26 protein-coding genes and 2 tRNA genes are annotated in these 26,669 nt (G+C 71.2%); 19 read left to right on the forward strand and 9 right to left on the reverse strand.

The annotated features are described in order from the left end of the window. Positions 1-36 precede the first annotated feature (36 nt). The 4 genes from ABVN73_RS13965 (at position 37) to ABVN73_RS13980 (ending at position 3,467) form a co-directional block, all read left to right on the forward strand. Positions 37-867 carry a tetratricopeptide repeat protein gene (locus tag ABVN73_RS13965; RefSeq protein WP_353860269.1) on the forward strand — a complete coding sequence of 277 codons (831 nt, stop codon included), beginning with the start codon at positions 37-39 and terminating at the stop codon, positions 865-867. A gap of 146 nt (positions 868-1,013) precedes the next feature. Further along, positions 1,014-1,313 (forward strand): FeoA family protein, encoded by a 300-nt coding sequence (locus ABVN73_RS13970; protein ID WP_353860270.1) that lies wholly within the window; start codon positions 1,014-1,016, stop codon positions 1,311-1,313. Between the two features lie 49 nt (positions 1,314-1,362). Further along, positions 1,363-3,264, forward strand: a complete 1,902-nt coding sequence (locus ABVN73_RS13975; protein ID WP_353860271.1) for a ferrous iron transporter B — start codon at positions 1,363-1,365, stop codon at positions 3,262-3,264. A gap of 20 nt (positions 3,265-3,284) precedes the next feature. After that, entirely contained in the window at positions 3,285-3,467 is a 183-nt protein-coding gene (locus tag ABVN73_RS13980) for a hypothetical protein (RefSeq protein WP_137105541.1), read from the forward strand. A 10-nt stretch (positions 3,468-3,477) separates the two neighbouring features. On the opposite strand, the gene ABVN73_RS13985 is transcribed toward ABVN73_RS13980, so the two are convergent. Continuing rightward, positions 3,478-5,115: a diguanylate cyclase gene (locus ABVN73_RS13985; RefSeq protein WP_353860807.1), complete on the reverse strand. Its 1,638-nt coding sequence runs from the start codon at positions 5,113-5,115 to the stop codon at positions 3,478-3,480. 357 nt (positions 5,116-5,472) lie between these two features. On the opposite strand from ABVN73_RS13985, the gene ABVN73_RS13990 reads away from it, so the two are divergent. Continuing rightward, positions 5,473-8,316 carry a glycosyltransferase gene (locus ABVN73_RS13990; protein ID WP_353860272.1) on the forward strand — a complete coding sequence of 948 codons (2,844 nt, stop codon included), beginning with the start codon at positions 5,473-5,475 and terminating at the stop codon, positions 8,314-8,316. A 126-nt stretch (positions 8,317-8,442) separates the two neighbouring features. Next, complete coding sequence (locus ABVN73_RS13995) at positions 8,443-9,267, forward strand: alpha/beta hydrolase (protein ID WP_353860273.1); 825 nt, start codon at positions 8,443-8,445, stop codon at positions 9,265-9,267. An 11-nt stretch (positions 9,268-9,278) separates the two neighbouring features. Here ABVN73_RS13995 and ABVN73_RS14000 read toward each other — a convergent pair whose 3' ends face one another. Next, entirely contained in the window at positions 9,279-9,935 is a 657-nt protein-coding gene (locus tag ABVN73_RS14000; protein ID WP_353860274.1) for a response regulator transcription factor, read from the reverse strand. Then, positions 9,932-11,560: an MASE4 domain-containing protein gene (locus ABVN73_RS14005; protein WP_353860275.1), complete on the reverse strand. Its 1,629-nt coding sequence runs from the start codon at positions 11,558-11,560 to the stop codon at positions 9,932-9,934. The genes ABVN73_RS14000 and ABVN73_RS14005 overlap by 4 nt, the downstream gene beginning before the upstream one ends. A 248-nt stretch (positions 11,561-11,808) precedes the next feature. On the opposite strand from ABVN73_RS14005, the gene ABVN73_RS14010 reads away from it, so the two are divergent. The 8 genes from ABVN73_RS14010 (at position 11,809) to ABVN73_RS14045 (ending at position 19,693) form a co-directional block, all read left to right on the forward strand. Beyond that, a complete protein-coding gene (locus ABVN73_RS14010) occupies positions 11,809-12,480 on the forward strand; it encodes a hydrolase (protein WP_353860276.1) in 672 nt (223 codons plus the stop codon). A gap of 155 nt (positions 12,481-12,635) precedes the next feature. After that, entirely contained in the window at positions 12,636-12,938 is a 303-nt protein-coding gene (locus ABVN73_RS14015) for a XapX domain-containing protein (protein ID WP_353860277.1), read from the forward strand. Then, positions 12,935-14,905, forward strand: coding sequence for an amidohydrolase (locus tag ABVN73_RS14020; RefSeq protein WP_353860278.1), 1,971 nt, complete (start codon positions 12,935-12,937; stop codon positions 14,903-14,905). The genes ABVN73_RS14015 and ABVN73_RS14020 overlap by 4 nt, the downstream gene beginning before the upstream one ends. Positions 14,906-14,919: 14 nt before the next feature. Further along, complete coding sequence (locus ABVN73_RS14025; protein ID WP_353860279.1) at positions 14,920-15,372, forward strand: DoxX family protein; 453 nt, start codon at positions 14,920-14,922, stop codon at positions 15,370-15,372. Next, complete coding sequence (locus ABVN73_RS14030; RefSeq protein ID WP_353860280.1) at positions 15,369-16,991, forward strand: MFS transporter; 1,623 nt, start codon at positions 15,369-15,371, stop codon at positions 16,989-16,991. Before ABVN73_RS14025 ends, ABVN73_RS14030 begins: the two co-directional genes overlap by 4 nt. Beyond that, positions 16,988-18,391: an alginate export family protein gene (locus tag ABVN73_RS14035; RefSeq protein WP_353860281.1), complete on the forward strand. Its 1,404-nt coding sequence runs from the start codon at positions 16,988-16,990 to the stop codon at positions 18,389-18,391. Before ABVN73_RS14030 ends, ABVN73_RS14035 begins: the two co-directional genes overlap by 4 nt. A gap of 115 nt (positions 18,392-18,506) precedes the next feature. Next, positions 18,507-18,917 carry a hypothetical protein gene (locus ABVN73_RS14040; RefSeq protein ID WP_353860282.1) on the forward strand — a complete coding sequence of 137 codons (411 nt, stop codon included), beginning with the start codon at positions 18,507-18,509 and terminating at the stop codon, positions 18,915-18,917. A gap of 170 nt (positions 18,918-19,087) precedes the next feature. Beyond that, entirely contained in the window at positions 19,088-19,693 is a 606-nt protein-coding gene (locus ABVN73_RS14045; RefSeq protein WP_353860283.1) for a hypothetical protein, read from the forward strand. A gap of 35 nt (positions 19,694-19,728) precedes the next feature. On the opposite strand, the gene ABVN73_RS14050 is transcribed toward ABVN73_RS14045, so the two are convergent. After that, positions 19,729-19,805: transfer RNA gene (locus ABVN73_RS14050), tRNA-Asp, on the reverse strand. Positions 19,806-19,809: 4 nt separating this feature from the next. Then, a tRNA-Asn gene (locus ABVN73_RS14055) sits at positions 19,810-19,885 on the reverse strand. A 221-nt stretch (positions 19,886-20,106) separates the two neighbouring features. Here ABVN73_RS14055 and ABVN73_RS14060 point away from each other — a divergent pair. Further along, a complete protein-coding gene (locus tag ABVN73_RS14060; RefSeq protein WP_353860284.1) occupies positions 20,107-20,685 on the forward strand; it encodes a hypothetical protein in 579 nt (192 codons plus the stop codon). Positions 20,686-20,693: 8 nt separating this feature from the next. Here the strand turns inward: ABVN73_RS14060 and ABVN73_RS14065 are convergent, their stop codons facing one another. Beyond that, complete coding sequence (locus ABVN73_RS14065) at positions 20,694-20,900, reverse strand: hypothetical protein (RefSeq protein WP_353860285.1); 207 nt, start codon at positions 20,898-20,900, stop codon at positions 20,694-20,696. A gap of 114 nt (positions 20,901-21,014) precedes the next feature. Further along, positions 21,015-22,013: an MBL fold metallo-hydrolase gene (locus ABVN73_RS14070; protein WP_353860286.1), complete on the reverse strand. Its 999-nt coding sequence runs from the start codon at positions 22,011-22,013 to the stop codon at positions 21,015-21,017. A gap of 246 nt (positions 22,014-22,259) precedes the next feature. On the opposite strand from ABVN73_RS14070, the gene ABVN73_RS14075 reads away from it, so the two are divergent. Next, positions 22,260-22,397 carry a hypothetical protein gene (locus ABVN73_RS14075; RefSeq protein ID WP_353860287.1) on the forward strand — a complete coding sequence of 46 codons (138 nt, stop codon included), beginning with the start codon at positions 22,260-22,262 and terminating at the stop codon, positions 22,395-22,397. Between the two features lie 87 nt (positions 22,398-22,484). Here the strand turns inward: ABVN73_RS14075 and ABVN73_RS14080 are convergent, their stop codons facing one another. Both ABVN73_RS14080 and ABVN73_RS14085 read right to left on the reverse strand, forming a co-directional pair. Further along, positions 22,485-23,126, reverse strand: coding sequence for a glutathione S-transferase family protein (locus ABVN73_RS14080; RefSeq protein ID WP_353860288.1), 642 nt, complete (start codon positions 23,124-23,126; stop codon positions 22,485-22,487). Positions 23,127-23,155: 29 nt separating this feature from the next. Next, on the reverse strand, positions 23,156-24,070 hold the full coding sequence (locus tag ABVN73_RS14085; RefSeq protein ID WP_353860289.1) for a LysR family transcriptional regulator: 915 nt from the start codon (positions 24,068-24,070) through the stop codon (positions 23,156-23,158). 141 nt (positions 24,071-24,211) lie between these two features. Here ABVN73_RS14085 and ABVN73_RS14090 point away from each other — a divergent pair, with 141 nt between their 5' ends. From ABVN73_RS14090 to ABVN73_RS14100, 3 genes are all read left to right on the forward strand, one after another. After that, entirely contained in the window at positions 24,212-25,387 is a 1,176-nt protein-coding gene (locus ABVN73_RS14090; RefSeq protein WP_353860290.1) for a mandelate racemase/muconate lactonizing enzyme family protein, read from the forward strand. 113 nt (positions 25,388-25,500) lie between these two features. Then, positions 25,501-25,674 carry a hypothetical protein gene (locus ABVN73_RS14095; protein WP_155903579.1) on the forward strand — a complete coding sequence of 58 codons (174 nt, stop codon included), beginning with the start codon at positions 25,501-25,503 and terminating at the stop codon, positions 25,672-25,674. A 270-nt stretch (positions 25,675-25,944) separates the two neighbouring features. Beyond that, positions 25,945-26,544: a carbonic anhydrase gene (locus ABVN73_RS14100; RefSeq protein WP_353860291.1), complete on the forward strand. Its 600-nt coding sequence runs from the start codon at positions 25,945-25,947 to the stop codon at positions 26,542-26,544. The last annotated feature ends 125 nt before the right edge of the window (positions 26,545-26,669 follow it).

The raw sequence follows: 26,669 nt of genomic DNA on the forward strand, positions 1-26,669 counted from the left end.
GCGTCGGAAGCGGCAATGACGGAGTGTAAGGCCGCCATGAACCGACGCAACGCTTACCTCATCACGGCCGCGCTGGCGCTCCTCGCCGCCGGCCCGGCCTTCTCCATTCAGGCCTTGGCCGCTCCCGCCATCGATCACAACCGGGAGTTCCAGGCCTGCCTGACCCTGGCCGAGAAGCGCCCGGCCGAAGCGCTGGAGAGCGCGCAGACCTGGCTGAACCGCGGCGGCGGCGACCATGCCCGCCTGTGCCAGGCGCTGGCGCTGTTCCACAAGGGCGACTTCACCACCGCCGGCGCGCGGCTGGAGGAGCTGGCCCCGGTGCTGGGCAAGGACGACCCGAAGGCCGGGGCCTCGATCCTCGGGCGGGCCGGCTGGGCGTGGCTGCGCGCCGGCGACAACGCGCGGGCGGAGCGGGCCTACAGCCGCGCGCTGGCGCTCCAGCCGGACGACGTGGACCTGCTGATCGACCGCGCCATCGCGCGGGCCGAGACGGAGCGCTTCTGGGACGCCGTGGCCGACCTGGACGCGGCGCTGAAGAAGGACCCGCGGCGGCCCGAGGCCTATCTCTACCGCGCCGCCGCCCACAAGGCGCTGGCCAACGACCGGCAGGCCGTCGCCGACATCGACCGCGCGCTGGAGCTGCGCCCCGGCGATCCCGACGCGCTGCTGCTGCGCGCCACCATCAAGGCGCAGACCGGCAATCTGCCGGGCGCGCGGGAGGATTGGAGCCAGATCGTCCGCAACACGCCGAACAGCGCGGCGGCCAAGACGGCGCAGGCCAACCTCGACCGCTCCGCCAAGGCGCCGGCTCCCGCGCCGGCGGCGAAGGGCGACGCGAAGGGCGCGGCGGCTCCCGCAAAGCCCTAGCTCGGCTGGGGTCGCCACGCTCATTTCACAAGGCTCCTGCGACAATTAGCCGGCTGGACGGATGCGAACGCTTCGCAGGATCATTCGCGGCGAAGAGGGGCGGACACGGACGCGCCCCCCACCTCCCGGTGCGATCAGGTGCAGCCATGAGCGGTCATCCCACCCCCGAAACGGGCCAGTCCCCCGGCGGACGGCATTTGGGCGAGTTGAAGAAGGGCGAGCGCGCCCGCGTGACCGGCGTCGATGAGCGGGCGGTCGTCACCACCCTTCCCGAAGGGGAGCTGGAGCGGCGCATGATCGAGATGGGGCTGGTCGAGGGCTCCCACGTCGAGGTCCTGCACGAGGCCTTTCCGGGCCGCGATCCCATCGCCATCCGCGTGAACGAGCACACGCTGGCGCTCCGCCGCGCCGAGGCGCGCGCCGTGCTGGTGGCGCCCGCCGCCTGACGCGCGGCCGATCCCCGTTCCCAAGCCTTCCCTGCAAGGACATCCGGCCATGTCGGTCCTGGACTCCGCCCTGCCGCCGCGCATCGCGCTGGTCGGCAACCCGAACTGCGGCAAGACCGCCCTGTTCAACGCGCTCACCGGCTCCCGCCAGAAGGTGGCCAACTATCCCGGCGTCACCGTGGAACGGAAGATCGGGCATTTCGTCAGCCCGCTCGGCCGCCGCGTCCAGGTGATCGACCTGCCGGGCACCTACAGCCTGCGCGCCCGCTCTCCCGACGAGGAGGTGACCCGCGACGTCGTGCTGGGCCGCTTCTCGCACGAGGACAGTCCGGACCTGCTGGTCTGCGTCGCCGACGCCACCAACCTGCGCCTGAATCTGCGGCTGGTGGTGGAGTTGAAGCGGCTGGGCCGCCCGATCATCCTTGCGCTGAACATGATGGACGCGGCGGAGAAGCGCGGCTGCCGCATCGACGCGGCGGCCCTGTCCGCGGCGCTCGGCGTGCCGGTGGTGCCGACCGTCGCCATCCGCCGCGGCGGCGTCCAGCCGCTGCTGGAACAGATCGACGGCGCCATGGCCATGGCGTCCGATGCGGCGGCGGACGCGGCGGACAACGCCGCCCCCTGCGGCTGGAGCGAGCCCTCCTCGCGCGACCTGCGGGCCTACCACCAGGAGGTCGAGGGGCTGCTGGCCGGCTGCGTGGCCGACGCCGGCCTGCCGCCGCTGGCGACCCGGCGGGTGGACGCGGTCCTCCTGCACCCGGTGTTCGGGCTGGCCTTCCTGTTCCTCGTGCTGTTCCTGATGTTCCAGGCGGTGTTCGCCTGGGCCGAGGCGCCGATGACCCTGATCGACGGCGCCGTCAGCGGGCTCAAGGACTGGGTGGCCGCCACCCTGCCGGACGGGGCGCTGCGCAGCCTGCTGACCGATGGGATCATCGCCGGGGTGGGCAGCGTGGTCATCTTCCTGCCGCAAATCCTCGTGCTGTTCTTCTTCATCCTGGTGCTGGAGGCGACCGGCTATCTCGCCCGCGCCGCCTTCCTGCTGGACCGGCTGATGGGCGGGGTGGGGCTGCACGGGCGGGCCTTCATCCCGCTGCTGTCCAGCTTCGCCTGCGCGGTGCCCGGCGTCATGGCCGCGCGCACCATCGAGAACCGGGCCGACCGGCTGGCGACCATCATGATCGCCCCGCTGATGACCTGCTCCGCCCGGCTGCCCGTCTACACGCTGCTGATCGCGGCCTTCGTGCCGGACCGCCCGCTGCTGGGCGGGCTGGTCGGGCTGCCGGGGCTGGTGATGTTCGCGCTCTACGCCGCCGGCATCCTGTCGGCGCTGGCCGTCGCCTTCGTGCTGAAGGGAACCGTGTTCAAGGGCGCGCGCGAGCCGCTGCTGATGGAGCTGCCGGCCTACCGCCTGCCCAACCCGCGCGACATCGCGCTGGGCCTGTTCGAGCGGGCCAAGGTCTTCCTGGCGCGGGCCGGCACGACGATCTTCGCGCTGATGATCGTCATGTGGTTCCTGGCGAGCTTCCCCGGCGCGCCGGAGGGGGCGACCGAGCCGGCCATCCAGTATTCCATCGCCGGCATGATCGGCCACGCGCTGGAACCGCTGCTGGCGCCCATCGGCTTCACTTGGCAGATCGCCGTGGCGCTGGTGCCGGGCATCGCGGCGCGCGAGGTGGCGGTGGGCGTGCTGGGCACCATCTACGCGCTGAGCGAGAGCGGCGACGCGCTGCAATCCTCGCTGGCCGGGGCGCTGGCCGCCTCCTGGAGCCTGCCGACCGCCCTGTCGCTGCTCGCCTGGTACGTCTTCGCCCCGCAATGCGTCGCCACCCTGTCGGTGGTGAAGCGGGAGACCAACGGCTGGTTCTGGCCGGCGGTGATGTTCGTCTACATGATCACGCTGGCCTACGGGGCGAGCTTCATCACCTACCGCGTCGCGTCTGCGCTGCTGTAAGGGAAGGGGAGGGCAGAGCCATGTGGCAGGATCTGCTGGTCGCGGTGGTGGTGGCGCTGGCCGCGGCGTGGACGGTGTGGCGGGTGATCCTTCCGGCCGGGCTGCGCGCCCGCCTGCTGGGTCGCGCCGCGCCGAAGGGCGCCGGTTGCGGCGGCGGGTGCAAGGGCTGCGGCCCGGCGGGCGGCGGTTCGAGCTGCCATTGAGCGGGGGCGTCTACAGGGCCGGGACGCGGGCGGCGCCCCTCTTGACCGCGTACATGGCCTGATCGGCGTGGACGATGAGCTGCTGGGAATCGCGCCCGTCCTGCGGGAAGACCGCGACGCCGATCGACAGGGTGGGCGTCAGCCGAAGTCCGTCGATCAGGATGGGCTCCTCCAGCGCCGCCCGGCACTTGTCGGCGACGGTCTCCGCCCCGGCGCGGCTCGCCTCCACCTCCAGGATGATCGCGAACTCGTCGCCGCCGATGCGGGCGATCAGGTCGGACTTGCGCAGCAGGCCGGAGAGGCGGCGCGCGACCGCGCGCAGAACCTCGTCGCCCCGGCTGTGGCCATGGGTGTCGTTGATCGGCTTGAAGCCGTCCAGATCGATGTAGAGCAGGGCGAACGGGGTGCCGCCGCGCTCCGCGCGGTCGATGGCCTGCCGCAGCCGCTCGTGGAACATGGCGCGGTTGGGCAGGCCGGTGAGCGCGTCGTGGTGGGCCATGTGGGCCATCCGCGCCTCGCTGGCCCGCAGCGCGGCCTCCTGCTCCCGCAGCTTGCCCAGCAGGTAGTTGAAGCCCTGCGCCAGTTCCCCGACCTCGTCCATGCGGCGGACCGGCAGCGGCGCCAGCTCGACATGCCCGTCGGCCATCTGGTGCATCCGCCGCGCCGCCTCGGTCAGCGGGCGGAAGAAGCGGCGCATGCCGACGAACAGAACGGTCACGGCGAAGGCGGCGATCATCAGGCTGTTGGTGATGATGAAGGTCTGCAGATCCCGCACCCCTTCGAAGGCTTCCGCCGTGGGCAGCCGGGCGACCAGGAACCAGCCCGCCGTCGGGACGGAGGCGATGGCGGACAGCTCCTCCACCCCCGCCGCGTTGACGGTGATCCCGGTGCCGCGGTAGCCGGCCATGGCGCGGTCGTGCAGCGGGTTCACGCCGTCCGGCGGGGTGGCGGTCAGGATCATCTCGTGATCGCTGGCCGAAACGAACAGCTTGTCCCAGGGGGACACCAGCAGGAACCCGCCGCTGCGCCCGATGCGGTTTCCCTGCACCAGATTGAGGAAGCCGGGCGACGACAGGGCCGTGGCGCCGGCCAGAACCGCGATCGGGACTCCGGCCGGATCGGTGACCGCCATCGCCATGACCACCATCGGCTCCCCGTCGATGATGGCGCGGGCGGGCCGCCCGATCACCGGCTCCCGCGAGGCCAGCGCCGCCCGGAACCAGTCGCGCTCCGACACGTCGAAATCCGGCGGGCGGAGCCGTTCCGGATAATCGGCCATCACCTTGCGGCCGTCCGGCCGGACGACCACCAGCCCGCGCGAGAACAGGGGCGCGATCTCCTGGTGCCGCTTCAGCCAGTCCCGCAGGGCCATGGGGTCGTCGAGCATCGCCGGCGGCAGGCTTCCGGCGGCACGGCGCAGGAGGTCGAGCCGCGCCTTGATCTTCTCGTCGATGTCGTGGGCGACGTAGGTGGCCGTCGACTGCTGCTGCGACGACGTAAGATTGTTGATCTTGTCTTCCAAGAAAGCGGACAGGACCCAGATGCGCGCGCAGGCGCCGACCAAGACCAGCGCTAGTCCAAACAGCATAAGACGTACGATGATGCTGCGGCTCTGCCGGCGCAGTTCATCGGCCACGGCGACAAGCATCCGCAAGCTCTACTCCTCCAAGAAACCGTTTTCTTATTTCCCAGATGGATAGGCTTGGTGCCCACCGTCAGCCGAAGATAAACGATGCCGCGCCCGTCCGGAAGTCCGAAAGGGTTCCAAAACCCAAGCAAAGGCGCTGGAACTGATTGAAAAAACGTAATATTTCCACCGTTAAGCGAAAAATGCCGACATCGGCTCGCGTCTCTTGCCTGTTGGTGATAACAAAGCACACGGCTGATCGAGGCGGCCGGACGAGGTAACCGGACAAGGCGGTGAAACGCGCCGCTGTCCGGCGGTCCGCCGTCCCGTCCTCGCATTTCCTGTCTTCGAGTTTGCTGTCCGATCCGGAGCGCCGACATGCCGAACGATTCCAGCCGTGCCGCCGCTCTTCTCCCCGCGGTTGCGGCACGCCTGTGCGGACCCGCGGGCACCGGGGAGGATCTGAAGGCCATCGCCGACGTCTGCGAGGAGGCGCGGGCCGCGGGGCTGGGCGCCGATCCGGTGCTGATGGCCGCGCTGGACAGCGCGGTCGCGGGCGCCGATCCGATCCTGCGGGAATCCGCGCTGGCCCACATCTCCGGCGACCTGCGGCGCTTCGCCCGCATCCTCGACATGGTCGAGCATGTGCTGGATTTGGCGCCGCTGGAGGGCGTCAACCAGATCTACTGGTCGATGCAGCGGCAGATCTTTCTGACGCGCATGGACGCGGCGAGCCAGCCCGACTTCTTCACCAACAGGCTCTTCCCCTTCTACGAACGCTTCCTGGGCGAGGTGGCGCGGCGCCTGGATCTGCGCCCGGCCCCGCGGCCCGCCGGGGCGCCGGCCACCGGGCGAGTGGCGATGGTCACCAACCAGCTTCTGTCCGCGTATCACCAGCCGTCCCGCGACCTTCTGCGGCAGGCGGCCCTTCTGCAGGGGGGCGCCGGGCGGGAGGTGCTGATCCTCAACACCAACATGATGCCGGACCGCTACCACAGCTCCTTCGTCCCGCCCTTCGCCGCGGCCATCGAGGCGCAGTTGGACGGCGAGCAGTTCATCGCCTTCGAGGACCAGCGCTTCCGCCTGGTCTCCTCGGTGGAGCCGGGGCTGACGGCGGGCAAGCTCAAGGGCTTCCTGGCGGCGGTCGAGGCGTTCGATCCGGACGTGGTGATCGGCTTCGGCGGGTCCGTGCTGCTGGCCGACCTGCTGGGAGCGGCGCGGCCGCTGCTGTGCATCCCGACGACCACCGGCACGCCCGTCTCGCTGGCCGACATCGCGCTGGATTTCGGCGGCACCGCCCCGCCGCCCGAAGGGGGCCGCTTCGCCCGGGCGTGGCGGCCGTTCCGCCTGGGCCTGTCGCTGCGCCCGGACGACGGCGCGTCCCCCGCCGCCCGCCTGGATTTCGGCATTCCCGAGGACGCCTTTCCCTGCGTGGTGATCGGCAACCGTCTGGACGCCGAGGTGGGGGCGGAGTTCCTCGCCCTTCTGGAGCGGCTTCTCGACGCCATCCCGCGGGCCGTCGTGCTGTTCGCCGGTGACGCCGGGGCGTTGCCCGGACGGCTCGCCGCCTCCCGCCACGCCGGACGGCTGCGCAGCCTGGGCTGGGTGGAGCGGATGGACGGGCTGCTGGGGCTGTGCGGCCTCTGCCTGAACCCGCGCCGCACCGGCGGCGGGGCGAGCGCGGCGCAGGCCCTGGCGGCGGGCGTGCCGATCCTGTCCTTTCCCGGCGGTGACGTGGCGAGCGTCGCCGGGCCGGATTTCCTGGTGACGGACGAGGACGCCTTCATCGCGCGGGCGGCGGCGCTGGCCTCCGCTCCGGAGCGGCTGGAGCAGGCCCGGGCCGCCGCCCGCGCCCGCTTCGCGGTGGTCCGGGGGGGGGGGCGACGCCGCGCGTCTCGCCGCCCTGCTGGACGAGGCCGTGGCCCTGCACCGGCCGCGGGCGTGAGAGAGGTGGCGATGCGTGTGCTTCTCTGCGGGCAGGGAACGTCCGAAATCCTCTGGTCCATCCACGCCGCCCTGGTCGCGCTGGGCCATGAGTCGGTGCTGGCGCTTCCCGACATCTCGCAGGAGGTGATCGACCGGCCGATCGACGCCATCCTCGCGCTGAACCTGTTCGAGATCCCGCGCGACACGGTGGAGATGCTGAGCGCCTATGTGGCGTCCTTCGGCACGCGCCCGGCCATCGTCCACATCTGCCTGAAGCATCCGCTGGAGGAGATCGGCGCCGCCACCCCCGCGGCGGTGGCGGAGGCGGACCGCTGGATGGAGCGCTGGAACGTCCGGATGTGGTGCATGTGCCCCGGCGTGGCGGAGCAGTGCGGGCGGCTGGGCCTGACGCGGGTGTTTCACGCTCCGCTGGGGGTGCATCCCTGGATCTGCGCCCTGCGGGACGGCGACGGTACGGTGCATCTCTACAAGCGCTGGATGTCCCTGGCCGATCCCGGATTGGTCCGCCACCCCTACCGCGTCATGACCGGGGAGGCCGGGGACCGGGACGAGACGCCGCTGGTCGCCGGGCGCTTCGTCTATCTCGGCCAGGGCTGCCCGCCGGCGGAGCCCGGCAACTCCGCTGTTGGGCCCGCGGTCCGGCGCGCCGCCGAAACCGTCGCCGAGGCGATGCGCGCCCGGCCGGCGCTGCACCGGACGGCGGCCATGGACCTGTGCGGTCTGGCCGGGCCGTCCGCCGATCCCGCCTGGACGCTGGCGTTCAACCGGGCCTTCGCCGCGGCCTTCGCGGTGGAGAACCGCCGGCGCTTCGCCGCCGCCCTGCGCGACGCCTTCGGGGAGGCTTTCGCCCTGTGGGGGAACGGCTGGGACCGGCACGGCATCGCGGCGCATCCGGTCTCCCCGCAGCCGCGCACCCTCTATCACGAGGCCGCGGCCTGCCTGGATTTCGGAAGCCTCGCCTACGACACCGCCATTTTCCCGCGCACCCTGGAAATCCTGAAACGCGACGGCCTGCTGGTGAGCTGGCGGCACGCCGACAGCGACCGTCTGTTCGGCCCCGTCGCGGCCGACCTGAGCTTCGGCGACGGCGCGGAGGCCGTGCAGCGGCTGGCGGCGTTGCGGGACGACCCGGATCGCCGGGCGCGGCTGCGGGCCGCCCATCGGGACTGGGTGTTCGACCGGCTGTCGCTGGAACGCGTCCTTCCCGTCGTGCTGGCGGACGGATGGCCGCCCTCCCCCCATACGCTGTCCCAGCCCACCGATACCTCCGTATAGTTCCCAGGCCGGCCCGCCTCCGGCACTGTTGTGGCGAAGTCGAGTCCCGCGTCGCCCACGGACAGGCCGGTGTCGGCCTTCCCCTCGCGCCGCGGATCCTTCGCGCGTCCAAAAAAGGAGGGGGTTTTGAGCACGATTTCCACCAAGGACGGCACCCGCATCTTCTACAAGGATTGGGGCAGCGGGCAGCCGGTGGTCTTCTCGCACGGATGGCCGCTCAGCGCCGACGCCTGGGACGGGCAGATGCTGTTCTTCGGCCAGCAGGGCTATCGGGTCATCGCCCACGACCGGCGCAGCCACGGCCGGTCCGACCAGACCTGGACCGGCAACCACATGGACCAGTACGCCGACGATCTGGCCGAACTGCTCGACGCGCTGGACGTGCGCGACGCGGTGATGATCGGCCATTCGACCGGCGGCGGCGAGGTCGCCCGCTACATCGGGCGCCACGGCACCGGGCGGGTCGCCAAGGCCGTGCTGGTCGGGGCGGTGCCGCCGATCATGCTGAAGACGGCGGCCAACCCCGGCGGCCTGCCGATGGAGGTCTTCGACGGCATCCGCAAGGGCACCTACGACGACCGGGCGCAGTTCTTCCTCGACCTGACCATGCCCTTCTACGGCTTCAACCGCGACGGGGCGAAGGTGTCGGAGGGGCTGCGGCACTCCTTCTGGCTCCAGGGCATGATGGCCGGGATCAAGGGCGCCTACGACTGCATCCAGCAATTCTCGGAAACCGACTTCACCGAGGACCTGAAAAAGATGGCGGTCCCGACGCTGCTCATCCACGGCGACGACGACCAGATCGTGCCCATCGACGCGGCCGCCCGCCGCGCCGTGGAGATCGCGCCGCAGGCGACGCTCAAGGTTTACGAGGGGGCGCCGCACGGCCTGACGGCCACCCACCAGGACCGCTTCAACGCCGACGTGCTGGCCTTCATCAAGGGGGCGTAGGCAAGGACCGCTCAGGCGTCGCCGGCGAGGGTCACCTTGTCGGCGATGCGCACCAGATCGGGCAGGGACCGCGCCTGCATCTTGCGCATCACGCTGGCGCGGTGGACCTTCACGGTGATCTCGCTGAGCTGCAGCTCGGCGGCGATCTGCTTGTTGAGCTGCCCGGCGGCGACGAGCCGCATCACCTCCCGCTCGCGCGGGGTCAGGCTGCGGAACCGCTCGCGCAGGTCGCACAGCGCGTCCAGGGCGCGGCGGCGGTCGCGGTCGCGCTCGATGCCGGTGTGGACGGCGTCGATCAGATCCTGGTCGCGGAACGGCTTGGCGAGGAACTCCACGGCCCCCGCCTTCATCGCCGTCACCGACATGGGAATGTCGCCGTGGCCGGTGATGAAGACGACCGGCAGACGGCTGTCCGTCCCGCTCAGCTCGCGTTGGAACTCCAGCCCGCTCTGGCCGGGCAGCCGCACGTCGAGCACGAGGCAGCCCGGCGCGTCGGGCAGGCGCTGCTGCAGGAACTCCTGCGCCGAGGCGAAGGGCAGGGCGGTCAGCCCGACCGAGCGCAGCAGGCTGACCAGCGAGTCCCTGATCGAGGGATCGTCGTCGATGATGGCGACGAAGGGCGTTTCCACGGGTATGGCGGACCGGTCGGAGAGGGAGCGGTCGGTCATCGCGTCCGCTCCAGCGCCGCCCCGGCCTCCGGCCGCTCCGGCTCGTCGTCGACGGGCAGGGTGAAGCGGAAGACGGCGCCGTGGGGCTGGTTGGCGGTCGCCCACAGCCGGCCGCCATGGGCCTCGATGATCGACTGGCAGATGGTCAGCCCCATGCCGATCCCATGCTCCTTGGTGGTGAAGAAAGGTTCGAACAGCCGGTCCTCCAGGGCCTCCTGGAGGCCGGTGCCGGTGTCCTCCACCGACACGACCACGTCGGCGAGCCCGCGGCGGCGCGAGCGGATGCTCAGAACGCGCGGCCGGTCGGTGACCGCGGCCATGGCGTCGTCGGCGTTGGCGATCAGATTGAGCAGGACCTGTTCGAGCTGCACCGTGCTGCCGTTGACCGTCGGCAGGCGCTGCTGGAGATCGGTGCGCACGGCGATGCGGTTCAGGCGGCGTTCGCCCTCCGTGCGGTCCAGCGCGCTGCGGATCACGCCGTTGATGTCCAGCCGGCTGCGCTGGGGCGGCGTCTTGCGGAAGGAGTCGCGGATGCAGGCGATCACCCGCGCGGCGCGGTGCCCGTCGTCGGAAATCCGCTTCAGCGCCGCCCGCACCTCCACCAGATTGGGCGACGGGCGGTCGAGCCAGCGCAGCCCGGCGCCCGCGTTGGTGACCATGCTCGCCAGCGGCTGGTTGACTTCGTGCGCGATGGAGGCGGAGAGCGCCTCCAGGCTGGCCAGACGCGCGTCGCGCACCCGCCGCTCCGCCGCCACCGAGCGGACCAGCCGCCCGTAGAGCGTCGTCATCTCGGCCAGTAGGACCAGCAGGACGATGCTGGAGGCGGCGAGGCCGAACAGCCGCCCCGACCACCAGCCGGCGCTGAAGCGCCCGCCGCTGATGAAACTCAGCAGGCAGGTCTCGATGGCCCAGGCGGCGAGCACGACCATCAGCCAGAGGTCGAGGACCGAGAGCCGCTGCCGCCCGAGCGCGGCCAGCGCCACGGCGCACAGCGCCAGCGCCGTCACCGGCACGACCAGCCACAGCGGCGTTTCGCGCATGGTGTCGACCATCAGCCGCGGCAGAAGGGCGTCGTCGGCCAGCGAGAAGGCGGTGAGGCCCCCGGCCAGGGCCATCGCCAGGGCCATGCCGCCGGCGATGGCGGGCAGGGCCGGGCGGTGCGCGTCGCGCGGGCCGGCCTCCGCGGCCTTGAGCAGCGCGTAGGCCAGGATGAACAGCGGCAACCCGATGCGTCGCCCGGCGGCGACGATGGCCGTGCTCTGCAGGCCGGCGCCGAGCAGCCCGGTCGGCGCGAAGACGCCGGGAAAGGTCAGCGCCCAGGGGACGATCAGCAGCGCCGTCGTCAGGTAGCCGGCGGCCAGCGCCAGCAGGGCCGGCGTGCGCTGCGTGGCGTAGAGCGCGAACAGCAGGACGGCGGTCATCAGCTCGGTCAGCAGGACCGCGGTGGCGTAGGCGGGCAGCAGGACCGCCGTGCCCTCCGTCGTCAGGCGGGCGAAGGGGGCGGCAATGGCCAGGGCGGCCAGGAGTCCGGCCACCGTGCCGACGGCCAGCCGGGTCTGACCCGCCCGCGGGGGCAGGGTTGCCAGAAGAAACCGCTGGTCTCCGGGGTCATCGCTCGTGCGCATCACCGTCGCTCGCCCGCCCGTCGGGTCACGTCCGCCCTCAACCCTGTCCTTTACCCCGACCGGCACCGGCGGCGAGCGGCGCCTTGGCCTGATATACCAAGGTATAGGGCTCGCAAACGCAAGTTCAATGTCGCCGCCCTCCGTCCCTGACCGATGCTTCGACACACCGCCGGGCCACAGACATCGTCACGTGATTCGCCACGGCCATCGCCATTGGCACCGGCGCCAAAAACAACGGGGATAGAGACATGACCATCACCGCCACCGCGACTCCCGGCAAGCTGCTCGTATCGCCGAAGGACCACGCGCTGATCATGATCGATCATCAGTCGCAGATGGCCTTCGCGACCCATTCGATCGACGCCACGACGCTGCGCACCAACACCGCGCTGGTCGCCCACGCCGCCGCCGGCTTCGGCGTCTCGACCATCCTGACCACGGTCGCGGAAAAGAGCTTCTCCGGCCCGATCTTCTCCGAGATCACCGAGGCCTTCCCGGGGGCGGAGGTCACCGACCGCACCTCCATGAACACCTGGGAGGACGCGAACGTCATCAAGCGGGTGAACGGCCTGGGCAAGACCCGGCTGGTCTTCTGCGGCCTCTGGACCTCGGTCTGCATCGTCGGCCCGACCCTGTCGGCGCTGGACCAGGGCTTCGAGGTCTACGTCATCGCCGACGCCTGCGGCGACGTCTCGGTCGAGGCGCACCAGCGCGCCATGGAGCGCATGATCCAGGCCGGCGTGCGTCCGATGACCTCGCTCCAGTACATGCTGGAGCTGCAGCGCGACTGGGCGCGCACCGAGACCTACGAGATGACCACCGGCATCGCCAAGAAATACGGCGGCGCCTATGGCCTGGGCATCATCTACGCCAAGACGATGTTCGGCGCGTCGGAAGGCGGCCACAGCGCCGCCGCCTGATCGCGGCGCCTGAGCCCCGGCGCTCAGATTGGGCGCCTTGGGCTCAGGCGCCCGGTTTGCGGCGCGCGACGCCCCGCGCCGCGGCGGACCGGTCCCGATCCTCCCCGGGGCCGGTCCGCCTCTTCCCGCCCATCCGGACGAAGAACAGGCACGCCATGATGCCCTATCTGCTTTCCCTCGGCGCCGGCATCCTGGTCGGCGTCCTCTACGCGTTGCTCGGGGTCCGCTCCCCCGCGCCGCCCACCATCGCCCTGATCGGCCTGCTCGGCATGCTGGTCGGCGAGCAGGCGGTGCCGGTGGTCAAGCGGCTGATCGCCGGGCAGCCGGTCCTCGCCTTCATCCAGAACGACTGCGCCCGCCACATCCTGGGGCCGCAGGCCGGCAGCGCCGCCGTGGCGCCGGACGCGGCGAACCCGCCGGTCCCGGCCACGGACGCACCGCCGCGGGGCCGGGCATGACCGGCCGCACCGGTACCGGCCGCACCGGCATCGGTCGCCGGGGCGCCATCGCCGGCGCCGCCGCCGCCACCCTGCTCGCCTCGCCCCTGCTCACCCGCCTTGGGAATGCCGCCATGCCCTCTTCCGACCTTCTGATCGTCAACGCCCGCGTCACGACGCTCGACCGCGCCAACCCGCAGGCCGAGGCCGTGGCGATCCGCGACGGGCGCTTCCTCGCCGTTGGGCGGGAGGCCGAGGTGCGCGCCGCCGCCGCCCCCGACGCCGCGGTGATCGACGCCAAGGGACGCCGCCTGATTCCCGGCCTGATCGACAGCCACATCCACGTCATCCGCGGCGGCCTGAACTACAACATGGAGCTGCGCTGGGACGGCGTGCCGACGCTGGCCGACGCCATGGCGATGCTGCGCGCCCAGGTGGCCCGCACCCCGGCCCCGCAATGGGTGCGCGTCGTCGGCGGCTTCACCGAACATCAGTTCGCCGAGAAGCGCCTGCCGACGCTGGAGGAGCTGAACGCCGCCGCCCCCGACACGCCGGTCTTCATCCTGCACCTCTACGACCGCGCGCTGCTGAACGCCGCCGCGCTGCGGGCGGTGGGCTACGGCAAGGACACGCCGAACCCGCCGGGCGGCGAGATCCAGCGCGACGCCGCGGGCAACCCGACCGGCCTGCTGCTCGCCCTGCCCAACGCGATGATCCTCTATTCGACCCTCGCCAAGGGGCCGAAGCTGCCGGAGGAGTATCAGGTCAACTCGACCCGCCATTTCATGCGCGAGCTGAACGGGCTGGGCGTGACCAGCGTGATCGACGCCGGCGGCGGCTTCCAGAACTACCCCGACGACTACGCGATCATCGAGAAGCTGCACGCCGACGGCGAGATGACGCTGCGCATCGCCTACAACCTGTTCACCCAGAAGCCGAAGGAGGAGTTGAAGGACTTCGCCACCTGGTCGGACACGGTCAAGCCGGGCGACGGCGACGACCGCTACCGCCTGAACGGGGCGGGGGAGATGCTGGTCTATTCCGCCGCCGACTTCGAGGACTTCCGCGTCGCCCGGCCCGAGATGCCGCCCAACATGGAGACGGACCTGGAGCCGGTGGTCCGCCTGCTCGCCGAGCGGCGCTGGCCGTGGCGGCTGCACGCCACCTACGACGAGACCATCGGGCGGGCGCTCGACGTCTTCGAGAAGGTCAACCGCGACATCCCGCTGCAGGGGCTGAACTGGTTCTTCGACCACGCCGAGACGATCAGCGACCGCAACATCGACCGCATCGCGGCGCTTGGCGGCGGCATCGCCGTGCAGCACCGCATGGCCTATCAGGGTGAGTATTTCGTGGAGCGCTACGGCGCCAAGGCCGCCGAGGCCACGCCGCCCATCGCCAAGATGATGGCCGCCGGTGTGCCGGTGGGCGCCGGGACGGACGCCACCCGCGTCGCCAGCTACAACCCCTGGGTCTCGCTGTCCTGGCTGGTCACCGGCAGGACGGTCGGCGGGCTGTCGCTCTACCCGATGGCCAACCGGCTGGACCGCGAAACGGCGCTGCGCCTGTGGACGGAGGCCAACACCTGGTTCTCCAACGAGCAGGGCAAGAAGGGCCGGATCGAGGCCGGGCAACTCGCCGACGCGGCGCTGCTCAGCGACGACTACATGGCGGTGCCGGAGGACCGCATCCCCCACATCCGCTCGGTCCTGACCCTGCTGGGCGGCGCCGTGGTGCATGGCGAGGGCGATTACGGCACGCTCGCCCCGCCGCTGCCCAAGCCGATGCCCGACTGGTCGCCGGTCGCCACGGTCGGCGGCTATTACCGCGATCCCAAGACGGTGCAGCGGCAGGCGGCGGAGTGCGGTTGCCATTCCGGCTGCGCCGTGCACGGCCACGACCACGCGGCGGCGCTGGGCGCCGACGTGCCCTCGTCCGACGCGCGCAGCTTCTGGGGCGTGTTCGGCTGCGGCTGCTGGGCGGTCTGAGGAGGAGCGCAACGATGGCCGACACCTTCTCCACGCGCAAGGACGCCGTTGCGCCGGTCGCCGCCCTGCTCGACTGGCCGGGGACCGCCTGGCTCGCCCGCCTCGCGCTGGCGGCGCCCTTCGTCGTCAGCGGGCTGGTCAAGCTGACGGACTTCAACGGCGCCGTGGCCGAGGCGGCGGGGCTGGGGCTGGGCCTGCCGGTCCTCGTCGCGGTGGCGGTGATCGTCACCCAGCTCGGCGGGTCGGCGCTGTTCCTGACGCGGCGCTGGTGCTGGCTCGGCGCCGGGATCCTCGCCGGCTTCACGGTGGTCGCCACGCTGCTCGCCCACGCCTTCTGGACCTATGAGGGGCCGGACCGCGCCCGCCAGACCGCCACCTTCCTGGAGCATCTGGCCATCGTCGGCGGCTTCGCCGCGGCGGCGGTGCTCACCCATCGCAACACCCACCGCCGGGGAGGGGCCCCATGACCGCCGAGGCCGTCCCGAACCCCGGGAAAAAGCCCGCCGGGGCCTTCGCGCCGCTGAGCAACCGGCTGTTCGCCGTGCTGTGGGTGGCGGCGGTGCTGGGCAACGTCGGCACCTTCATGCGCGACGTGGCGAGCGCGTGGCTGGTCCTCGACCTGTCGGGATCGCCGTCCACCGTCGCGCTGATCCAGGCGGCGGGCTCGCTGCCCATCTTCCTGCTGGCGATCCCGGCGGGCGTGCTGTCGGACATCATGGACCGGCGGCGGATGCTGATCGTCATCCAGTGCCTGCTCGCCTGCGTCAGCGCCGCGCTGATGATCCAGGCGGCGCTGGGCGTCGCCAGCGTCGCCTCCATCGCCGGTCTGACCTTCCTCGGCGGGGTCGGGGCGGCGCTGATGGCGCCGGTCTGGCAGTCCATCGTGCCGGAGCTGGTGCCGCGCGGCGAGCTGAAGGGTGCGGTGGCGCTGAACAGCCTGGGCATCAACATCGCCCGCGCCATCGGCCCGGCGGCGGGCGGCGCGATCCTCGCCGCCGCCGGGGCCGCCGCCACCTACGCGGTGGACGTCTCCTCCTACATCATCGTCATCGCCGCCCTGCTGTGGTGGCGGCGCACCCCCGACACCCGCGACGAGCTGTCGGAGCAGTTCGGCGGCGCGCTGCGCGCCGGGCTGCGCTACGCCCGCGCCAGCAAGGAGCTGCACCGCGTCTTCCTGCGCGCCGGCCTGTTCTTCGCCTGCGCCAGCGCCCTGTGGGCCCTGCTGCCCATCGTCGCCGGACCGATGCTGGGCGGCGGGCCGGGCTTCTACGGCCTGCTGCTCGGCGCCGTGGGGGCGGGGGCCATCGGCGGAGCGACCGTCCTGCCGCGCCTGCGCGAACGTCTGGGGGCGGACGGCCTGATGCTGGCGGCGGCGCTGGTCACCGCCGTCGTCATGGGCATCCTGGCCCTGGCGCCGCCGCGCTGGCTGGCCCTGCCGGTCCTGCTGGGCGCCGGTGCGGCCTGGATCGCCGTGCTGACGACGCTGAGCGCCACGACTCAGGCCATCCTGCCCAACTGGGTCCGCGGGCGCGGGCTTGCGCTCTATCTGACGGTGTTCAACGGCGCCCTGACGGCGGGCAGCCTCGGCTGGGGCGCGCTGGCCGACGCCATCGGCGTGCCCGCCACCTTGTGGGTCAGCGCCGCCGGGCTGCTCGCCGTCGCGGTGCTGTCCCGCGCGGTGCCGCTGCCGGAGGGCGAGGCCGACCTTACCCCCTCCAACCACTGGCCGGAGCCGCTGACCGCCGAGCCGGTGCGCAACGACCGCGGCCCGGTGCTCATCACCATCGAGTACCGGGTGGCCGCCGCCGACCAGCACGCCTTCCACGCGGCACTCCGCCGCCTGTCGGAGGCGCGGCGGCGGGACGGCGCCTACGCCTGGGGCGTCAGCCAGGATTCCGGCGATCCGGAACGGGTGCTGGAGTGGTTCTTCGTCGAATCCTGGGCGGAGCACCAGCGCCAGCACCGCCGCGTGTCCAACGCCGACGCGGACGTGCAGAAGGAGGCGCTGGCCTTCCACCACGGCGACGGTCCGCCGCGGGTGTCGCATTTCCTGGCGCTGGAGCAAGGCGCGGGAAAGGCGTCGTGAGGCGGTGGCGCGGGGCGCTGGTCGCGGCTCTGTTGCTCCAGTCCGCCCCGGCCCCTGCGGAGACTCCTGAGGGAACGCCGACCCCTCCGCTGACCAACACCCGCTACGACGAGGACTACCGCTACCTCCTCGACCCTGCGGCGGGGAGCGGCGCCTTCTGGGAGCGGTTCAAGGCGATCCCGCTCACCCCCGGCGGCACCCTGTCCCTGTCCACCGGGCTGGAGGCGCGGCTGCGCGGCGAGGCGGTGCGCAACAGCGGCTGGGGGCAGGACGAGCCGAGGAACGACGCCTACGGCCTATGGCGCCTGCTGCCCTATGCCGATCTGCGCGCCGGCCCGGCCCTCCGCGTCTTCGGGCAGCTGATCATGGCCGGTTCGGCGGGCAAGCTTGGGCCGGAGGGGGCGCCGGACGTCGACCGCGCCGACCTGCTGCAGGGTTTCGCCGACCTGTCGGTGCCGCTGGGGGACGCGCAGGGCACGCTGCGGGCGGGACGCCAGATGCTCGCCTACGGGTCGGAACGGCTGATCAGCCTGCGCTACGGCGCCAACGTGCCGCGCGCCTTCGACGCGGTGACCGGCATCGTGAAGGCCGGCCCCTGGCGGGTGGACGGCTTCCTCGGCCGTCCGGTTCGCGCGGCGCCCGACCTGTTCGACGACCGGCGCGACGGTGGACGGTCCGCCTGGGGGCTGTACGCCACGCGCGGCGCCGCTGCGGGCTGGGGCACGGGGCTCGACGCCTACTACATCGGCTACGGCAACCGGGCGGCGTCCTTCGAGGGCGGGCAGGGGCGGGAGGAGCGGCACACGCTGGGCACCCGCCTGTTCGGAAAGGCCGACGGCTGGGACTGGAACTGGGAGGCGATGCTCCAGACCGGGCGCATTGACGGGGAAACCATCGCCGCCTGGTCGGTCGCCAGCGACACCGGCCACCGCTGGGACGGTGTTCCGCTGCGCCCGCGGCTCGGGCTGAAGGCGAACATCGCCAGCGGCGACCGCGATCCCGGCGACGGCCGGCTGGGCACCTTCAACCCCCTCTTCCCCCGCGCCAAGTATTTCGGGGAGCTGACCCCGGTGGGGCCGTTGAACCTGATGAACCTGCATCCTTCCGTGGATGTGGCGCTGTCGGACGAATTCAGCCTGTCCGCCTCGGCCATCGCCTATTGGCGGATGAGCCTGGAGGACGGCGTCTACGACCTGTCCGGGAACCTGCTCCGCTCCGGCGCCGGGTCGCGGTCGCGCCACATCGGCACGCAGGGGGAGCTTGTGCTGTCCTACGCCGCCGGGCGCACGGTCGAGGGGCTGCTGTCCTATTCGCTGTTCCGGCCCGGCTCCTTCCTTCAGAACACCGGCCCCGCAAAGACGATCCACTTCGTCGGGATGGAGGCGGTGTTCAAATTCTGATGGGGCATCGGTATGTTTCTGATGGGGCATCGGTATGTTTCGGTACGGTACCTGTGCCGGTCCCCTCCTTTGACGGCATGGTTGCGAACGTCATGATGCAGAGGGGCGCAGCAGCATGTTCCGCAGCATCGGTCCGGTCTTCCTCCTCTTCGCAGCCCTTGCTTCGCCGGTTGGATTGCGGGCGCCGGCCACGGCCGCCGAGATGCCGGATCGGACGGCGCAGGGGGCCGACGTGTTCGACCTCTTCGACGAGAATCACGACGGGCGGATTTCGAACGCGGAATTTCAGAACAACAAGATTCTGGTCTTCTATGTCTGGGACCGGAACCGGGATCTCGTGCTGACGCCCGACGAGACGCCGCTGCGGCCCGAGGTCTTCGCCCGCGCCGCCGGGCCGGATGGGCGGATCGACAGTTTGGAGTTCATCACGGTCATCGACGAGGCGTTCCTCATCGCCGACACCAACCGCGATTCCACGCTCGACCGGCAGGAGTTCCTTGCCTTCCGGCAACGCATCCGTCCTTGAGCCACGCCGCGGCCGGCAGGGCTCCGCCGTCCGTGGCGAGGGTTGCGGTGGGATACGGTAACTTACGTCCGCCTCCGTGTTGGGCGTGTTGGGAACGACGGGCACCCGTGCAACGTTGCCGTCCGAGCGCCCCAACAACCAATCGACCCAAACACTGGCGGAGACGATCCATGAAGCGCCGAGTCCGTGCCATCCTTGCGGTGTTCCTGACCGGTGCGGTCCTGTCCGGCTGCGCGCCGGCGTCCGAAACCGCGCCACCCTCCGTCGCCCTGGCCCCGGCGAGCGTCGAGCCGACGCCACGGCTGTCCATGGTCGAGAACGTCCGCTCCACCGCCAAGGTCCGCGGCGTCGACAAGGCGGCCCGCACGGTGATCCTGCAATTCCAGGACGGGCGGGAGGAGGCGGTGACCGCCGGAACCGCCGTGCGGAACTTCGACCGCATCAAGGTCGGCGACACCGTGAGGATCGAATACGCCCGCCTGACCAACATCGTCACCCAGCCGCCGGGCGGCGGTCCGGACGCCGTTCAGCGGAGCAGCACGGACCGCGCCGCGGTCGGCGAGATGCCGCGCGCCTCGGCGATCACCACCACCCAGGTGACGGAGGTGGTCGAGGCCATCGACCTCAACCGGCGGACGGTCACGCTGCGCGGGCCGCAGGGACGCACGCGCACGGTTCCTGTCCCGCCGGACGTGCAGGGTCTGGAAACCGTGAAGCCCGGCGACGAGGTGGTGATCAGCCGGACGGAGGCCGCCACGGTCACCGTGATGCGATGAGGGGAGAAGAGGAGAAAGCCACCAAGGAGGGAAGGTGGCGCGAGTGACGGGACTTGAACCCGCGGCCTCCGGCGTGACAGGCCGGCGCTCTAACCAACTGAGCTACACCCGCAATATGGCTCCGGATGCTGGACTCGAACCAGCGACACGCGGATTAACAGTCCGCTGCTCTACCGACTGAGCTAATCCGGAACGGAGGCCGGCTTATAAGCCCCTTTCCGGGGGCTGGCAAGGGGAAAACGACCCGGCGGAGGGATTTTCTGTCCGGCGTCGGCGGCGGCGATGCAGGGCCGTGACAATGGGGCCGAAATGTGGCGAAGGCGCTCGCGCACCGGTTGACAGGGGGCGCCGCTTTCGCTTCCTTCCGGCCCCGGTTCCCGTCCCAAACCCCTGCCGCTGGTCCCCCTTTCCCCATGTCCAAGGTCGTTCCTTTCGCCCAGGCGCGCGAAGCCCTCCTTGCCCGCCTGACCGAGCAGCTTCCCCCCTCCACCGAGTGGGCTGGGCGCCTGATGCTGATGCCGGACGGCCACCGGGTGGAGCCGATGCCCGCGGCGGAGGCGGTGGAGGTGCTGCGCGCCTTCCGCGCCGGGTTGGGCGAGGCCATCGGTGCCGCCCCCTGTTCGGTCGGCGGCATGTGGGTGTCGCGGGAGGACTGCCTGGACTGGGACGGGCTGCTGGCCCCGCTGGCGGTGGCCGCCGGCTATGTGGTGGCCGGTGCGACCGGCGGCGCCGGCCTGGCGGTGGAGCTGTTCCGCTGCAAGGGCGCGCTGGCCGGCTGGGGTGTGCGCGGCCTGCGCGGGGAACCGGCGGTGGCCCGCGCCGCCGGCTACGCCGTTGTGATGGTCAGCCGCCGCCCCGACGACCAGGAGATCGTGCTGGACCGCGTGATGGACACCTTCGGTTTCGTGATGCGCAGCCAGGGCGAGCCGGTGGTGGAGACCGGCGACCTGAACGCCCGGCTGGCCCGCCGGGCCTGCCCGCTGCGGCGGTAGCCGGGGGGTCAGCGGTTCGGCGCGTTGGCCTGGACGATGCGGGTGACGGTCTGCAGACGCTGCACGTCGCGCACCTCCAGAACAATGCCCAGGTTCAGCGCGGCGAGCGTGTCGGCCAGGGACCGCATGCTGTCCCGCACCCGCTCAAGCGCGTCGGGGCCGTAATCCGATTCGCTGCCGAGTGAACTAACGAAGGCACTGATTTCCAACTGCATTTACGCCCGGCTCCGCCTGTGTGGTGGGTGCTGTCCCTGAAGGCGTTACTCCGATCCGCGCGGCTTCGTCCATCGCGCTTGCGCCATAGGCCGCTGGGCAAATTCTCCTATGCGCTAGGCCGGGGGCCGGCGGAACCGCAGGGGTTCGCCGAAGCCGGGGACGGCGAAATGGCCGGGATCGACCGCCTGTTCGGCCAGGGCGTGGTGCAGCGCGCGGATGGGGGCGTCGATGCCTTCCGCGGTCAGCTGGAAGGTGCCGAAATGCATGGCGACGCTGTGTCGCGCCCCCAGGTCGCGGTGCGCCCGAACGGCGTCGGCCGGGTTCATGTGCTGGGCGGCCATGAACCAGCGCGGCTCGTAGGCGCCGATCGGCAGCAGGGCGACGTCGATGGCGCCGAACCGCCGCCCGATCTCCTTGAAATGCGGGCAATAGCCGCTGTCGCCCGCGAAATAGACGGCGGCCTCCGGCGTCTCGACCACGAAACCGCCCCACAGGGTCTTGCGCCGGTCGAAGGGCGTGCGGGCGGACCAGTGCTGCGCCGGGACGAAGGTGATTCGGGTGCCGTGCGGGCCGGGCAGGCTGTCCCACCAGTCCAACTCGTGCACCGCGTCGAAGCCGGCACGGCGCATCATCGGGCCGTTGCCGAGCCCCGTCATCACCTGCGGAACGCCGCGCCGCCGCGCCAGCTGGCGGAGCGTCGGGGCGTCGAGATGGTCGTAGTGGTTGTGGCTGAGCAGAACCGCGTCGATGGCCGGCAGATCCTCCATGCGCACCGCGGGCGGGCGCACCCGCCTCGGCCCCAGCCGCCCGAAGGGACCGGCGTGGTCGGAATAGACGGGGTCGGTCAGGAAGGCCGCCCCGCCGATCTGGATCAGAAAGGTCGCCTGCCCGATGAAGGTGACCGCGACCTCGCCGCGCGCCGGAGTGACGGGACGGAAAGGGCGGGGCGGTTCCGGGGCCGGCGGTGTCCAGCGGGGGCCGCGCGCCTTGTAGAGCCGCCACAGCTCGCGCGGGCCCTTGTCGGTGTCGGCGTGGGGGTTGAAGAAACGGCGCCCGTCCCAGTGGTCGGACGGAACGGCGGGAAAGCGGGGCTGGCTGTCGTCGCGCGGCATGACACCAGAAGTGGGGTGGTGCGGCGGCCTTGGCTAGGCCGCGGCCTGCCGCGATGCGGCAAGAATTTCAAGTCCGAGAGGCGGACAGTTCGCAAAGCGGAATGTAAGCAAGTTAAAGCATTGAAAGCGTTGCGTTTTTTGGGGTCTGCCCTGCAATAAGCGCGCGTGTGGTATTAGGTATACCAGGGCATAGTGGTCTCAACGAACAACGCCCCCGATAACGCCTCCCAACGATTGGAGACCACCATGAACAGCTCGACCTACGCCCACATCGGCAGCGACCGCGCCCCGTCCTCCGCCCTTCGGGCCGTCCGCGAGTTCCTCGCCGCCTGGCTGCGCGCGACCCCGGCCTACATCGTGTACCGCGCCATCAACGAGCGTTGATTGCGAGCCTCCGGTCGGAGCGCCGAATGTTGAACGGGGGCGGCCCAGGGGTCGCCCCCGTGCTGTATGAACCCGGTGCTTCCCGGTTCAGGACTCCGGCGTGAAATTCCGGTTCCAGACCGGCACCAGATTCGGCAGGGCCAGCGCCCGCCCCGCCACACCCGACAGCTTCGGGCAGTGTTCCGCGAACCAGGCGCGGCGGGGCCGCCAATGCACCATCGCCCCGATGTAGATGTCGAGCGCGCTGAAGCGCTCCCCCAGCGCCCATGGACCGTCGCCCAGCTGCGACTCCAGCCAGAGCCACAGCGTCTTGCGCTGCTCCACCATCGCCGCGCCGAGGGCCTCCGGGGACTCCGCCACCCAGCGCTCCGGGTAATCGCCGTAGGTGAAGGTCGGGTAGACGTTCGCCACCAGCCAGACCAGCAGCCGCAAGAAGGCGGCGCGCTCCGCTGCGTCCGGCGGCGGGGCCAGTCCGGCGTCCGGATGCCGTTCGGCCAGCAGCAGTGCGATGGCCGCGCTTTCCGTCATCACCGTCCCGTCCGGTAGGACCAGCGTCGGAATCTGCCCCAGCGGATTCAGCGCCAGCAAGCGCTGCCGCGCCTCGCCCGGCGCGTCGAAGCCCGCGACGTCCTCGAAGACGAAGGGCGCGCCGCACTGGACCAGCATCGCTTCCGCCAGGACGGACCCCCAGCCGGGCGCCCCGTACAGCCTGTAGCCCGCTCCGCTCATTCCCCATCCCTCCCATCCTGAGATGGCTGTTACGGCGCCTCTTCCGCCACCGCGGCCGCGGCCAGAGCCCAGAAGGCCTCCGCCGCCGGGCTCTGGCGCGCGCGCGGGCGATAGAGGCGCACCTCCACCGGGATTTCCCAGCCCGCCCCGCCGGCCCGCACCAGCCGTCCCGCCGCCAGGTCTTCGCCGATCAGGCTGTCCGGCAGCCACGCCACGCCGCGCCCGTCGCGGGCCAGCGTGCGCAGCACCGCGGCGAGGTGCGAGGTGAAGACGGTGTCGAGCGCCAGCGGGGCCGGGAAGCCGCCGCGCGCCGCCGTGACGATGCGCCCCATGCCGGATTCCGGGCTGTAGGCGAGATGGGGCAGGGCGGCCCCGTTCCCGGTCAGGGCGTGCCGCGGCGCGCCCGCCCCGTCCGGAGCGCAGACCGGCACCAGACGGTCGCTTCCCACCGCGGCCGAGCGGAAGGCCGCGCCCTCCAGCCGGGAGGGGGCCGCCGCATGGGCGTGGCACAGCAGGAACTGCGCCTGCCCCTGCGTCATCACCTGCTCGCAGGCCTGCATGCTGTCGGACAGCAGATGGATGGCGCCCAGCCGCGCCTGCCCCTCCAGCCGGCCGAGCCAGGTCGGGAAGAAGGTCAGCGACAGCGCGTGGGTCGCCGCGAAGCGCAGCGCCGTGGCCGCCGCCCCGCCGGCCAGCCGTGCCTCCTCCCGCCCCTGCAGCAGCCGGCGCACCGTCTCGTCGGCGAAGGGGCGGAAGCGGCGCCCGGCCTCGGTCAGCCCGACCGGTTGGGTGCCGCGGTCGAACAGCGGCGTGCCGGTCCAGTCCTCCAGCGCGCGGATGCGGCGGCTGAAGGCCGGCTGCGTCAGGTTGCGCCGCTGCGCCGCGCGGGAGAAGTTGCCGCACTCCGCCAGGGCGAGGAAATCCTCAAGCCAGTTCAGTTCCATCGCCGCTCCGCCAACCCCCGCTCCATCGGCCCATCATGCCGGACGCGCATCGTGCGATTTGAAACTGGCATTGGCCCGGCGGTCCCGTCCATCCCTATCCTGCGGCCCGGGGCATCGGAAAAGCCAAGGGGAAGCAGCGCCATGCGCATCGTGGAGATCCGGGAAAAGACCGTCGGCATCAAGTCCGACATCGCCAACGCCTACATCGATTTCAGCCAGATGACCTGCTCCACCGTGGCGGTCATCACCGACGTGGTGCGCGACGGCAAGCCGGTGATCGGCTACGGCTTCAACTCGAACGGCCGCTACGGCGCCGGCGGCCTGATGCGGGAGCGCTTCATCCCCCGCCTGACCTCGGCCGCTCCCGACAGCCTGATCGACGAGGCGAGCGGCAACCTGGACCCGTTCAAGATCTGGGCGCGGCTGATGACCAACGAGAAGCCGGGCGGCCACGGCGAACGCTCGGTCGCGGTGGGCACCATCGACATGGCGGTGTGGGACGCCGTTGCGAAGATCGCCGGCAAGCCGCTCTACCGCCTGCTCGCCGACCGCTACCGCGGCGGTGTTGCCGACGAGTCGGTCTGGGTCTACGCCGCGGGCGGCTACTACTACCCCGGCAAGGGGGTAGAGGCGCTCCAGGACGAGATGCGCAGCTACCGCGACCGCGGCTACAAGGTCGTGAAGATGAAGATCGGCGCCACCTCCCTGGAGGACGACCTGCGCCGCATCGAGGCGGTGCTGGAGGTGGTCGGCGACGGGCGGAACCTCTGCGTGGACGCCAACGGCCGCTTCGACCTGAAGACCGCCATCGCCTACGCCGAGGCGCTGAAGCCCTACGACCTTTTCTGGTACGAGGAGGCGGGCGACCCGCTCGACTACGCGCTCCAGGCCGAGCTGGCGAACCACTATGACCGCCCCATGGCGACCGGCGAGAACCTGTTCAGCCACCAGGACGCCCGCAACCTGATCCGCCACGGCGGCATGCGCCCGGACCGCGACTGGCTGCAGTTCGACTGCGCGCTCAGCTACGGCCTCGTCGAGTACATGCGCACGCTGGACATGCTGGCGGAGAACGGCTGGTCGAGCCGCCGCGTCGTGCCGCACGGCGGCCACCAGATGTCGCTGAACATCGCCGCCGGCCTGCATCTGGGCGGCAACGAGTCCTACCCGGACGTGTTCAAGCCCTTCTGCGGCTTCGCCGACAGCATCGCCGTCGAGGACGGGCGCGTCCGCCTGCCGGACCTGCCGGGAATCGGCTTCGAGGACAAGGCGGAGCTGTTCCGCACCATGCGGGAGGCGCTGGAGACCGCGGCCTGAGCTGGCGTCCGCGCCGCGCCGCTCCCTGTACGGGCGGTATAGGGCGTTGACTCGCGCCGGATCGTCCTCACATGCTGTTGCGGTGTTCAACAGTTTTGAAAGGAGGTGATCCAATGTCTCATGGAGCCAAGCCGGTAGCCGTACTGTTCGGTCTCGCCGCCCTCCTGACGGCGGGGGTCGCCAGCGCGGATTGCTCCTCCAGCCACAGCGCCAGCGCCGGCACGCAGAAGCCGGCCAGCGACACGGTCGCCACCGGCGACCGGGCTTCGGGCAGCACCCGCGGCTGATACCAGCAACGCAACACCGGCAGCACCATGCAGAACGGGCCGTTTCCCATCCGGGAAGCGGCCCGTTTCTTTTGGCCCCCCATCCAACGAAGCCAACGGGTGGCGAAGCCATGATCTTCCATCCGGATTGCCTGGATAATCCTGTCATCAAGTTGTGGCTTTCTGATCCACGAAAGAAATTCTCCAAGTCGGTGCCGCGTCCGGTGCGGTGATGTACTGCGGTTTCCACGGGCGTTCGGCCCCACGAAACCTCAACGACGTGGAGACCTCATGCAGTACCGAAAAAGCTCCGGAATCGACTTGGGCTCGACCTGCTGCGGCAGCCTTCGGCACGACTCCCGCCGGACCTTTCTGAAGATCGCCGCGCTGGGCGCCGGGGCCGCGCTGATGGCGCCTCTGAGCGCCGGCGCGGCCCAGCCCGCCGGGGAGGTGGAGGCGCTTCTGCTCTCCTGCATGGATTACCGGCTGATCGACGACATCGGCCGCTACATGGACCGGCGCGGGCTGACCAACCGCTACGACCATGTGATCCTGGCCGGCGCGTCGCTGGGCGTCCTGACCGACCAGAAGAAGGCATGGGGCGAGGCCTTTTGGGACCATGTGGCGGTCGCCAAGCAGCTGCACCGGATCAAGCGCGTGATGATCATGGACCACCGCGACTGCGGCGCCTACCGCGTCTTCCTGAAAACGGATCCGGCGGGGGACCTGGCGGGGGACTTGGCGGCGGACCCGGAGCGGGAGACCGCCGTCCACACCGAACAGCTCCGCGCGCTGGGCGCCGGGATCAAGGCGCGGCACCCCGACCTGGAGGTGGAACTGCTGCTGATGGCGCTCGATGGCAGCGTCGAGGCCATCGCCGAATCCGCCTGAGGACGGGCGGGAAACGCCGTGGCGCCGGGGCATCGGGCACCCGTTCCTCCGGCGCCTCTATAATTCGTATGCGAAATAGTCGGTTGAGCGCGGACCCTCCTTTTGGTAAACGCAAGGTAAGGATG

Origin of the sequence: Azospirillum formosense (genome assembly GCF_040500525.1) — a bacterium.
In the GTDB taxonomy this organism is placed as follows: Bacteria; Pseudomonadota; Alphaproteobacteria; order Azospirillales; family Azospirillaceae; genus Azospirillum; species Azospirillum formosense_A.

Excerpts from the sequence above, each read along its gene's own strand:
- ABVN73_RS13965 (WP_353860269.1), top strand. The coding sequence starts at position 37 with ATGAACCGACGCAACGCTTACCTCATCACGGCCGCGCTGGCGCTCCTC.
- ABVN73_RS13970 (WP_353860270.1), top strand. The coding sequence starts at position 1,014 with ATGAGCGGTCATCCCACCCCCGAAACGGGCCAGTCCCCCGGCGGACGG.
- ABVN73_RS13975 (WP_353860271.1), top strand. The coding sequence starts at position 1,363 with ATGTCGGTCCTGGACTCCGCCCTGCCGCCGCGCATCGCGCTGGTCGGC.
- ABVN73_RS13980 (WP_137105541.1), top strand. The coding sequence starts at position 3,285 with ATGTGGCAGGATCTGCTGGTCGCGGTGGTGGTGGCGCTGGCCGCGGCG.
- ABVN73_RS13985 (WP_353860807.1), bottom strand. The coding sequence starts at position 5,115 with ATGCTTGTCGCCGTGGCCGATGAACTGCGCCGGCAGAGCCGCAGCATC.
- ABVN73_RS13990 (WP_353860272.1), top strand. The coding sequence starts at position 5,473 with ATGCCGAACGATTCCAGCCGTGCCGCCGCTCTTCTCCCCGCGGTTGCG.
- ABVN73_RS14000 (WP_353860274.1), bottom strand. The coding sequence starts at position 9,935 with ATGACCGACCGCTCCCTCTCCGACCGGTCCGCCATACCCGTGGAAACG.
- ABVN73_RS14005 (WP_353860275.1), bottom strand. The coding sequence starts at position 11,560 with ATGCGCACGAGCGATGACCCCGGAGACCAGCGGTTTCTTCTGGCAACC.
- ABVN73_RS14010 (WP_353860276.1), top strand. The coding sequence starts at position 11,809 with ATGACCATCACCGCCACCGCGACTCCCGGCAAGCTGCTCGTATCGCCG.
- ABVN73_RS14015 (WP_353860277.1), top strand. The coding sequence starts at position 12,636 with ATGATGCCCTATCTGCTTTCCCTCGGCGCCGGCATCCTGGTCGGCGTC.
- ABVN73_RS14020 (WP_353860278.1), top strand. The coding sequence starts at position 12,935 with ATGACCGGCCGCACCGGTACCGGCCGCACCGGCATCGGTCGCCGGGGC.
- ABVN73_RS14025 (WP_353860279.1), top strand. The coding sequence starts at position 14,920 with ATGGCCGACACCTTCTCCACGCGCAAGGACGCCGTTGCGCCGGTCGCC.
- ABVN73_RS14030 (WP_353860280.1), top strand. The coding sequence starts at position 15,369 with ATGACCGCCGAGGCCGTCCCGAACCCCGGGAAAAAGCCCGCCGGGGCC.
- ABVN73_RS14040 (WP_353860282.1), top strand. The coding sequence starts at position 18,507 with ATGTTCCGCAGCATCGGTCCGGTCTTCCTCCTCTTCGCAGCCCTTGCT.
- ABVN73_RS14045 (WP_353860283.1), top strand. The coding sequence starts at position 19,088 with ATGAAGCGCCGAGTCCGTGCCATCCTTGCGGTGTTCCTGACCGGTGCG.
- ABVN73_RS14060 (WP_353860284.1), top strand. The coding sequence starts at position 20,107 with ATGTCCAAGGTCGTTCCTTTCGCCCAGGCGCGCGAAGCCCTCCTTGCC.
- ABVN73_RS14065 (WP_353860285.1), bottom strand. The coding sequence starts at position 20,900 with ATGCAGTTGGAAATCAGTGCCTTCGTTAGTTCACTCGGCAGCGAATCG.
- ABVN73_RS14070 (WP_353860286.1), bottom strand. The coding sequence starts at position 22,013 with ATGCCGCGCGACGACAGCCAGCCCCGCTTTCCCGCCGTTCCGTCCGAC.
- ABVN73_RS14075 (WP_353860287.1), top strand. The coding sequence starts at position 22,260 with ATGAACAGCTCGACCTACGCCCACATCGGCAGCGACCGCGCCCCGTCC.
- ABVN73_RS14080 (WP_353860288.1), bottom strand. The coding sequence starts at position 23,126 with ATGAGCGGAGCGGGCTACAGGCTGTACGGGGCGCCCGGCTGGGGGTCC.
- ABVN73_RS14085 (WP_353860289.1), bottom strand. The coding sequence starts at position 24,070 with ATGGAACTGAACTGGCTTGAGGATTTCCTCGCCCTGGCGGAGTGCGGC.
- ABVN73_RS14090 (WP_353860290.1), top strand. The coding sequence starts at position 24,212 with ATGCGCATCGTGGAGATCCGGGAAAAGACCGTCGGCATCAAGTCCGAC.
- ABVN73_RS14095 (WP_155903579.1), top strand. The coding sequence starts at position 25,501 with ATGTCTCATGGAGCCAAGCCGGTAGCCGTACTGTTCGGTCTCGCCGCC.
- ABVN73_RS14100 (WP_353860291.1), top strand. The coding sequence starts at position 25,945 with ATGCAGTACCGAAAAAGCTCCGGAATCGACTTGGGCTCGACCTGCTGC.